A 1,864-nucleotide genomic window follows, 5' to 3' on the forward strand; every position below is an offset into this window, starting at 1 on the left:
TCATCAACAATACAAAAAATTTCTGTAAAATCGTACATGGTAGTTAGAGCCTTTGGGTTGTGTCGTAACTTTCTAAATGGCTCTAACTACCTTTTTTTCAAGGGCTTTTCTTATCCGTAATTCGGGTAAAATTAATATTGTCAGATATGTAACCATAGTTACTGCTTTATGTAAATAAAAGCATGATAAATGTTTTGCTTGTGTTAGCCTAAATTTATTTATTACATGAAGTAGCTCACAAATGTACGACCTCATTATTATTGGTGCAGGCACCGCAGGCATTAGCGCCTATAAAGAAGCGATTAAATACACCCAAAACCTACTCATCATCAATCACGGTCCATGGGACACCACCTGTGCCCGCGTTGGTTGTATGCCCAGCAAAGTTCTCATCTCTAGTGCCAATCGCATGCACGACATACAACATGCACAAGAAGTTGCACTCACGGTAGATGCAAAAATTGATACATCCCAAATCATGACGCACGTACGCCAATTACGTGATCGCTTTACCCGTGCCACACAAAAAGATGTAGATCGTTGGGAAGCATCCCATAAGATTTCAGGTTTTGCGACTTTCATAGATGCCCATACAATTCAAGTGAATGGACAGCAATATCAGGCAAAAGCTTTTATTGTTGCAGTCGGTTCTACTCCTGCTTATGAGCAAGCATGGAAAGAAAAATTAGGCGAACGCTTAATCACATCAGATCAAATCTTTGAATTAGAGAACTTACCCCAATCTTTGGCCGTCATTGGCAGTGGTGTAATTGCAATCGAATTAGCTCAAGCTATGCAACGCTTAGGGGTAGATACCACTATTTTTGCACGTAGTCGTAAAGTTGGTTCACTCAGCAGCCCAGAACTACAAACCATTGCACAAGATACACTTAGTCAAGAATTGAATATCAAATTTGAAACCTTGCCAACACAACTACAAAGAACAGAACAAGGCGTGCAAATTGAATATCAAGAAAATGGACAAATACAAAGCTTAACTGCCGATTATGTATTGGTTGCTACGGGTAGACGCAGCTATTTAGATCAGCTTCATCTTGAAAATATTGATACGAGTTTTAACAACATCAAACAGCTCCCAATTGATCCTCATACCAAACAACTCGGACGGCATGCTATTTTTATTGTGGGTGATGCACACACTAACACCCCCATTCAACATGAAGGAGCACATGAAGGGCGTGCAGCCGTGCATAATTGTTTAAGCTTTCCAAATATTGAAAATATTAAAACATTAACACCCATGGGTATTGTGTTTAGCTCACCTGAAATGGCATCTGTAGGACAAAACTATAAACAACTGAAAGATCAAAATATTGCATTTACAACAGGCTTTGTTTCTTATGAAAAACAAGGTCGCGCCTTGGTGCTAGGAAAAAATAAAGGTGCTATTGAAGTTTATATTGATAATAAAAGTCAAAAGTTATTAGGTGCTGAATTATTTGTGGATGCTGCTGAGCACATGGCGCACTTATTGGCTTGGATGATTGATGAAGAACTCACACTTGAAGATATTTTAGATAAACCGTTCTACCATCCAACACTAGAAGAAGGTTTAAGAACAGCATTTAAACATGCACGTCGACTACTACGTGATGTCTAATCAAATTTAGAAAGTATGCTTACTCTTTAAAACCATCCCCTGATGGTTTTATTTTGCCTTCACTTTTTATAGTTTTTAATATTTTCTTTTCTACATAAAAAAACACCCTCAACGTGAGTTGAGGGTGTTCGAATAATGAGCTGGCGATGACTTACTCTCACATGGGTAACCCCACACTACCATCAGCGCGAAGAGGTTTCACTTCTGAGTTCGGGAAGGGATCAGGTGGTTCACTCTTGCTAT

The 1,864-nt window shown here is 38.9% G+C and carries 1 protein-coding gene and 1 rRNA gene; one reads left to right on the forward strand and one right to left on the reverse strand.

Annotated features, from left to right (window positions below):
* Positions 1-241: 241 nt before the first annotated feature.
* Positions 242-1,621: a dihydrolipoyl dehydrogenase gene (locus FTV52_RS14430; RefSeq protein WP_179991039.1), complete on the forward strand. Its 1,380-nt coding sequence runs from the start codon at positions 242-244 to the stop codon at positions 1,619-1,621.
* A gap of 138 nt (positions 1,622-1,759) precedes the next feature.
* Here FTV52_RS14430 and rrf read toward each other — a convergent pair.
* Positions 1,760-1,864 (reverse strand): 5S ribosomal RNA (gene rrf / locus FTV52_RS14435); the annotation flags it as partial.

The organism is Acinetobacter sp. YH1901141, from assembly GCF_013416935.1.
In the GTDB taxonomy this organism is placed as follows: Bacteria; Pseudomonadota; Gammaproteobacteria; order Pseudomonadales; family Moraxellaceae; genus Acinetobacter; species Acinetobacter towneri.

Bases quoted from the DNA above. Each gene is read 5' to 3' on its own strand.
- FTV52_RS14430 (WP_179991039.1), top strand. From the start codon at position 242: ATGTACGACCTCATTATTATTGGTGCAGGCACCGCAGGCATTAGCGCC.